Source organism: Streptomyces sp. KLMMK (assembly GCF_036961605.1).
In the GTDB taxonomy this organism is placed as follows: Bacteria; Actinomycetota; Actinomycetes; order Streptomycetales; family Streptomycetaceae; genus Streptomyces; species Streptomyces telluris.
The window spans coordinates 1-7,209 of record NZ_JBAMDC010000336.1 but is presented as its reverse complement, the minus strand read 5'-3'; the positions used below and the strand labels follow the sequence as shown (position 1 = coordinate 7,209).

Annotated in this window: 6 protein-coding genes and 4 pseudogenes; 2 read left to right on the top strand and 8 right to left on the bottom strand. The window is 68.3% G+C overall.

What is annotated here, in order from left to right; translation table 11 throughout:
* The coding region (locus V7793_RS38290) for a hypothetical protein (RefSeq protein ID WP_443058024.1) at positions 1-314 on the bottom strand (314 nt) is incomplete at its 3' end.
* Between V7793_RS38290 and V7793_RS38285 the strand changes: the two are divergent.
* Positions 276-356, top strand: a pseudogene (locus tag V7793_RS38285) (helix-turn-helix domain-containing protein); the annotation flags it as partial. The gene V7793_RS38290 and the pseudogene V7793_RS38285 sit on opposite strands and share 39 nt — an antisense overlap.
* Before the next feature lie 10 nt (positions 357-366).
* Here V7793_RS38285 and V7793_RS30145 read toward each other — a convergent pair.
* A pseudogene (locus V7793_RS30145) lies at positions 367-1,767 on the bottom strand (MFS transporter); the annotation flags it as partial.
* Between the two features lie 241 nt (positions 1,768-2,008).
* Here V7793_RS30145 and V7793_RS30140 point away from each other — a divergent pair.
* Positions 2,009-2,143 (top strand): annotated as a pseudogene (locus V7793_RS30140) (O-acetyl-ADP-ribose deacetylase); the annotation flags it as partial.
* 22 nt (positions 2,144-2,165) lie between these two features.
* Here V7793_RS30140 and V7793_RS30135 read toward each other — a convergent pair.
* The 6 genes and pseudogenes from V7793_RS30135 to V7793_RS30110 all read right to left on the bottom strand — a co-directional run.
* Positions 2,166-2,966 carry a MerR family DNA-binding protein gene (locus tag V7793_RS30135; protein ID WP_336012411.1) on the bottom strand — a complete coding sequence of 267 codons (801 nt, stop codon included), beginning with the start codon at positions 2,964-2,966 and terminating at the stop codon, positions 2,166-2,168.
* Positions 2,967-3,259: 293 nt separating this feature from the next.
* On the bottom strand, positions 3,260-4,195 hold the full coding sequence (locus V7793_RS30130) for a hypothetical protein (RefSeq protein WP_336012404.1): 936 nt from the start codon (positions 4,193-4,195) through the stop codon (positions 3,260-3,262).
* A gap of 1,206 nt (positions 4,196-5,401) precedes the next feature.
* Positions 5,402-6,031 (bottom strand): pyridoxamine 5'-phosphate oxidase family protein, encoded by a 630-nt coding sequence (locus V7793_RS30125; RefSeq protein ID WP_336012402.1) that lies wholly within the window; start codon positions 6,029-6,031, stop codon positions 5,402-5,404.
* A 49-nt stretch (positions 6,032-6,080) separates the two neighbouring features.
* Positions 6,081-6,437 carry a metal-sulfur cluster assembly factor gene (locus V7793_RS30120; protein ID WP_336012407.1) on the bottom strand — a complete coding sequence of 119 codons (357 nt, stop codon included), beginning with the start codon at positions 6,435-6,437 and terminating at the stop codon, positions 6,081-6,083.
* Between the two features lie 126 nt (positions 6,438-6,563).
* Positions 6,564-7,013: pseudogene (gene sufU, locus V7793_RS30115) on the bottom strand (Fe-S cluster assembly sulfur transfer protein SufU); the annotation flags it as partial.
* A 15-nt stretch (positions 7,014-7,028) separates the two neighbouring features.
* Positions 7,029-7,209 (bottom strand): aminotransferase class V-fold PLP-dependent enzyme (locus V7793_RS30110; RefSeq protein ID WP_336012399.1); only part of this gene is annotated, 181 nt, incomplete at its 5' end.

Below are 7,209 nucleotides of genomic sequence, written 5' to 3'. Positions count from 1 at the left end.
CCGCTCCGGCGGCCGACCCCGCAGCCGTAGCCGGCGCGTACGCCGAGGCAAGGCGCTGCCTCGACGTGCTGCACGTGCTCGGCCGGGACGGAGAAGGCGCGGCGGCCGACGACTTCGGCTTCGTTGGACTGCTGCTCGCCGGGGAGGGCGACGAGGGCGGGGGAGGGGACCGCATCGGGCGGTTCGTGACCCGCACCATTGGGCCCGTAGTCGACTACGACACACGACGCGGCACCGCGCTCGTACCCACACTGGACGCGTACTTCGCCGCAGGCATGAGCCCGGCTCGCACGAAGGACGCCCTGCACGTGCACGTCAACACTGTCGCCCAGCGTCTGGACCGTGTCGGCCGCCTGCTGGGTCCGGACTGGCAGACCCCTGCCCGGTCCCTGGAGATCCAGCTGGCGCTGCGGCTCCACCGTCTCGCGGCCCCCTCCCCGGCCCCGGCCCCACCGCCGTCGGATCGTCGAGGTCACGGTGGCGTGTCTCCGGCGCAAGCCCGACGGCGATCAGGGTGAGTACGACGGCGGCAATCACGTACAGGGCGACCGGTGTGCCGCTGTCGTACTCCGCGAGGAGCGCGGTGGCGATCAGCGGGGCCGGCGCACCAGCAGCCACGGAAGAGAACTGCGCGCCGATCGAGGCACCCGAATACCGCATCCGTGTCGCGAACATCTCCGAGAAGAAGGCCGCCTGGGGGGCGTACATCCCACCGTGAAGCACCAGACCTACGGTGACGGCGGTGACGAGCCCGCCGAAACTGCCGGAGTCCACGAGGGCGAAGAACGGAAACGCCCAGAGCCCCACGCCCGCGGCTCCGATCAGATACACGGGCCGCCGCCCGATCCGGTCCGAGAGGGCGCCCCAGGCCGGAATGGCCACGAAGTGCACGGCGGAGCCGATGAGCACGGCGTCGAGGGCGATCTGCTTGGAGAGCTGGGTGTGCTCGGTGGCGTAGACGAGGATGAAGGCGGTGATGACGTAGTAGCTGATGTTCTCCGCCATACGGGCACCCATGGCGACCAGGACATCGCGCCAGTGGTCCCGCAGCACGGCCACGAGCGGCGGCTTCTCCGGCTCACCCGTCGAAGCCCGCGCGAGGGCGGCCTTGAAGACCGGCGATTCGTCGACCGACAGCCGGATCCACAGCCCCACGATCACCAGCAGCCCCGACAACAAGAACGGCACCCGCCAGCCCCACGACAAAAACGCTGCATCGGACAACAGTGCCGTCAGCGCGGACAACACCCCGGTGGCGAGCAATTGCCCGGCAGGAGCCCCGGTCTGAGGCCAAGCCGCCCAGAACCCCCGCCGCTCGGCATCCCCGTGCTCGGACACCAGCAACACGGCCCCACCCCACTCCCCGCCCAACGCAAACCCCTGCACGAGCCGGAGCAGAGTCAGCAACACGGGCGCCGGTGACCCGACGGCAGCATGGGTGGGCAACACCCCGATGGCACACGTAGCACCCCCCATCATCACCAGACTCACCACAAGCAACCGCTTCCGCCCCAGCCGGTCCCCGAAATGCCCGAACACCAACGCCCCGACGGGCCGCGCAACGAAGCCGACGGCGTAGGTGAGAAAGGCAAGCAGCGTCCCGACGAGCGGATCGGACCCGGGAAAGAAGAGCTTGTTGAAGACGAGCGCGGCGGCGGAACCGTAGAGGAAGAAGTCGTACCACTCGATGGTGGTCCCGATGAGACTCGCGACGACGATCTTGGGGAGCGAGCTGAGAGTTGGTGGGTGTGTGGCAGGGGTGGTCATGGTCACCGCTTCCGGGTGGGGGAGGAGGGCGTCATTGCGTCGCCATACGGTAGGAAGCAGCAGGTCGGAGACCTATGTGGTGGGACTACACAGTTCGGGGCCAGGGTGTGCGCGGAGGGCCCAAGAGAGGGAGACGTAAAGCCGGCCGGGGCCCCAACTCGATTTAGGAAGACGACGCGGAGACTTGTCGCGATTGGCAGTATTTGGTACCCGGGTGGGCCCGGTGTGGCGGGATGATCCGGCCGACCCGGCTCTGCTGGCCTCCTACTACAGCGCGATCGAGACGGTGCGAGAGACGGAAACGTCGGTGGAGGAGGTCCGCTTCGTCCTCTTCGACGAAGGGGCGTACGCAGCCTTCGCGTCGCAGGCGAGCTGATGTGCCTGTCCGTCCGGAGCGTCTACTGATGCCGCCCCCCGGATGGCTGTCTGGACGGCGCTGACCGCCAAGAGTGACGGCGTCCAGGCAGCCCTGCACTTCGGGTGCGGCGCGCATGTCGGAGAGCTGGCGCGCGTGAGCGAGAAGCAGAACCAGCAGGCCCTCGCGCACCGGACTGACGGCCTCCGAGGACGGGCCTGTCCCGGTCGTCGGCCCCGTACTCGGCACCACCTGGCACAAGTAGGCGGAACCGTCTCTCGGCGTCTACGTGGTCCATATCGCTGCCGATCACGCAGGTGGGACCGTCGTGGTCCAGGTGCGTCGACGGTGTTGGTGACAGCAACGTGAGAGGCCGACCAGCCGTTACCCCCGCACCCGGCGACGCCGCCATGCGCAGTTCACAGCGCCGGACCCGGTGTCTGCCACGTCTCATGTGCTGCCGGAACTTCGGGCACCTGACGAAGTCCTCTTCGCCGCATCGCAGGGCGCGGGCCCTGAGCTGATGAGCGTGGCCGAGTTCGACCATGCGCTGCCGGATCTCGGTGATCTTGGCGCGGATCACGGCCTCCCGGCGAGGCTGCTCCCGCTGGAACTCCCTGATCTCGGCCAGGCTCAGCCCGGCCTGCTGGCACGGGCGCAGTACCGTGATCCGCGCGGCGGCCTCGAGCGGGTAGCTCCGCTGCCCGCTTTCGCGCTCGGGTGCGGGCAGCAGGAGTTCCGTGGCTCTCCCAGTACCGGATGGCCGAAGCGGGCACCTTGGTGGTCCCGGCGAGGCGAACCAGTTACCGAAAGCCTTGTCGGTGTCGTCGAATGCCGAGCCCATCCAGCCGAGCCGCGATGCACGCAATCGGTGGTCCTCTGCCCGAGTGGAGACCAGGCGGAAGCACACAGCCCAATCAACTGCGGCGTCCTCAAACTCTCTTCGCGAGATCGCGGCTGGCCGGAACGGAGGCGGCGGCCAACGGTGCCGTCGCATACCGGCCGCTCTCCGCTCGTCGGGACCTGTCCGGATGACGGCCGGCGTCCACGGCGCCGGCACTGTGGCGGTGTGCCTGGTCGGCCCCTGGCGTTCCGTGACGTGTGCCTTACGGGCACCCATCCCCTACGCGCGGACCGTCACTGCTCATGTTGCGCCTGCTGAGAGTGCTCGACCCGCTCCAGCACGTGCCGCACGGTCGTCAGACCCGCATGCGGCCGGAGGCGTGGCAACAGATCTCGAAGTGCACGGTCCACGGTCTTCGAATGGAGTTGGGGGTACTCGTCCAGGAGTTGATGGCACACATGGCATGCTTCGTCCAGCCGCCCCACAGTCGCCAGGAGGCCGGCTCGCTGGGCCAGCGTCAGGGCGATGGCCCGGCGCTCCTGTGGCGGACGCAACGTCAGGGAGTGTTTCAAGGTGTCTTCCGCTCTGGCGTGCTCGCCCAATAGCGTGTGGACCTGGGCTGCCTGGTAGGCCAGGGCGGCCGGGGGGTAGTGCTCCAGCGGGTCGCCTGCCGGAGGGGAGTCGGCCAGCCGCTCGGCGGTCAGGAGTGCCTGAAGTGCTGCCGCGGGTTCCTTGTCCGCCGCATGGACCACAGCCAGTTGTGCCTGGAGATAAGCCCGGACCGCCCGGGCATCGTCGCGACCAGCCACAGCGGCCGCCCCGGCCCGCAAATAGTCCATCGCCGAGCGGTGGCGCCCTTGTGAGAAGGCGAAGGTGCCCGTGGCACGCAGCACCACGGCTTGCAACACCTTGTCGCCCGCCGCTTCGGCGAGTTGGGCCGCGGTGGTGAAGTGCCGCTGCGCAGCCTCGTGGGATCCGGCGTCCGCGCACATCTGAGCCAGCAAGAACATCAGCTTGCTGCAAGAGCCTGCCAGCTCGCGCCGGACCGTTTCATGGCGGGCGGAAGCCATCCAGCCCAGCGCGGTCCCGGCCAGGAAGTCCGAGAGCATTCCCCGCGACGACTCTCCACCGTGGGCATCGTAGGAGACGCGGTAGAACTGCGCTGCTGATTCGAGCACGGCCACTTCAGGGCGCTTGGGGCCGCTCACCGTCTCCATCCGGTCGGACATACTCTGGAGCCTGTACTGCCCCGGGGGCTCATCTGTCATCTCCGGCTCGTGAGGGCGGTGATTTCCCGCCGTGTGACGCAGGGCATCGCGCCCGCTGCGTAACGGTGCCCGGCTCCCGGCGATCGTTCCGGCGGGCGCGGGCGCGGGCGCGGGCGCGGGCCGTGCCGGGTCCCGGTGCGCCGGCGGAACCGCCCCCGCGGGCAGCTGAACCTGCCGCGACCCGGGGATCGCGGTCCTGTGATCGGCTCCACCACTCAGTGGGGCGCCGTCGTAGAGGTCGCGCCGAGGCGGGAATCCCGGGTTTCCGGCCTGGAGTCCGGGATACGTTGTCGAAGCGAGCCCTGCTTGCTCCGGCGTGATGATGCGACCCAGGCGGCGACTGAAGACCTCCGCGATCAAATGTTCCGTCGGCGGCCGAGGTCTGGAGCCTCTCAGCCAGTGCGCGACCGTGGTGCGATCGTACGTCCTACGCCACCCTGTCTCCTTCGCCAGTATGTTCACCGCCCGTGCCAAGGATTCCTGCGTCCAGTCGGCCTCCGTCAACAGGGAGCGCAAATGATGATTGGGGGTGCGGTGCCGTCTCGGGGAGGAAAGGTTCGCCAAGGCCGCCCCTTTCTGGTCGTAGTGCCGCATTCGGCATTGATCTTCGTGGTGATGTGACAGCTCTCTGGCCTGGCATTCGCAGTGGTGCTGTCTGTGATCAGTGCCCGCGACGAACTGCTCGCCTGCGTTCGAGGGACTCGCCGTGCCGGTGGCCGAGCTGCGCGGCGAGTGGGCGTGGAAGCAGGGGGTGAGGGCGCGGCTTCCGTCTGCGAGCCGGCCGAGCTCGCCGGGCTTGGGGTGACCGCCCAGGAGGCGACCGCGCAGGGGGCGTCGACGCTCGGGTGCTCCTGTGGGAAGAGGTCTTGAGGCTGCCTCGACGGGGAACGCCAGTGAGGCGAAGGCCGGAGGCACCCTGGGACGCGGGGAGATCCACGCGGCCGGGCCCCGTTCACATGTCACAGGGCCACGTCATATACGACGCCTGTGGACCACAGCCTGTGGTCCACAGCCTGTGGTCCACATGACACGTGTGCACTGGCCAGGCGTGGGGCTCGCGCGAGTCGCCCGGCCTTGTGATGGGTGGCCGAGAGCGGAACGGGGCATGCCGCCGCGTGGCCTGCCCCGTCCCCTCAAGACTCTGTTACGGTCGGCGGTGCCCCGGCGTCATTGACCGGACAGGTTCCGCTCGGTCTTGACCCCGAAGAAGTCCCCGCCCTTGCGGCGCGTGTCGTCGGTGCCCCACATCCGCTCGCGGGGAACGCGGCGGAGCCTGGGAATGTGCTTGGCACAATGGATGTACGCCTCTTCGACGTCGAGCAACACCCACTGCTGGGGCAGTTGTCCAGGCACCGCCGCCTCGGGTACCGAGGCGAAGTCCTGCCGCATCGCCTCGTCCGTCAGGATCCGTGTCCTGCCGTTGACGTGCAACCCGATCAGGCTTTCGGTGAAGTCGATGAACAGCAGCCCGGCGTGCGGGTTCGTCCCCATGTTGGCCAGACTCGCCATGACCCCGTTGCCCCGGTACTCGGGCCAGGCGAGGTGGTGTTCGCCCATGACCAGTACGAACCCAGGAGGGCCGGCCCGGAAGGTGGCGTCACACTCGCCGAATCGGTCGGCTGTGGCGACGAAGAGCATCTCCTGCCGGGTGATGAACTCCCGCATCCGGGAGTTGAGATGATCCAGCATCTGTTCGCGGTAGAAGCGTTCCGCCTGGGGGCGGGTGCCGTAGTGCTGTTGCATCTCGTGCTCGTGAGGCGCGCCTGACGGTGTGGAGGGGGTACTGCTGGCAGCCACGCTGATCCGTCCTCTCACTGACGTGGGGCGTGGAGGAGAGGAGGCCGGCTCACACCTTGAAGCCGAGTGCGAGCAACTGCTTGCGCCCCTCAGGGGTGATCTTTTCCGCCCCCCACGGCGGGGACCAGACCCAGTTGATCAGCAGGTCGGTGACGACGCCGTCGACAGCGGAGCGAATGATGCCCTCGATCTGGTTGGCCAGCGGGCAGGTGACGCTGGTGAGTGTCATGTCGAGCGTGACGAGATCGTTGTCGTCGATGTCCATGCGGTACACCAGGCCCAGATTGACGATGTCGATTCCCAGCTCCGGGTCGGTGACCTTTCGCAAGGCCTCGGTCACGGCCTCCGCGCTGAGAGTCGCCTGTGGTGCGACGGTGACCGAGGGGCCGCTTCCGTCGGCTCCCACGACTCCCACGCCGGAGTCCTGCGCATCATGGTTCGTGATCGTGTTGCTGTTGCTGTTGCTCACGACCGGTCCTCCCTGTCGTTGTGTCACCACGGCATCGGGTCGCTTCGGCGATCCGACCGATGCCGCCGCGCTCTTGCCCAGTGCCTGGGCAGTTGCGTCCTTCCACGCCATCCAGCTCAGCAGGGCGCACTTGACGCGTGCCGGGTACTTGGAGACGCCGGCGAACGCGACCGCGTCCTCCAGCACCTCCTCCATCGCGTCGTCCGGCTCGATGCGGCCCTTGGACTGCATCAGCTCCAGGAAGGTCTCCTGGATCCTGCGGGCCTCGTCGATCTCCTTGCCGACCAGCAGCTTGTTGAGCACCGAGGCGCTGGCCCGGCTGATGGAGCAGCCCTGGCCCTCGTACGAGACGTCAGCGATGCGCCGGCCCTCGTAGCGCACTCGCAGGATGATCTCGTCACCGCAGGTGGGGTTGGTGTGGTGCACCTCGGCCGCCCCATCACGCAGGCCCCGGCCGTGCGGGTGCATGTAGTGGTCCAGGATGACGTCCTGGTACGTCGGGTGGAGTCTCACGAGCCCGCCCACCCGTCAGCTCGCCGACGCGGTGCGGACGAGCCGTTCCCGCCTGCCGAAGAAGTTCCGGATGTGCTCCAGACCCTCGACCAAGGCGTCGACCTCACCGGGGGTGGAGTACAGATAGAACGACGCCCGCGTGGTCGCAGGAATTCCGTACCGGAGGCAGACGGGCCGTGCGCAGTGGTGGCCCACG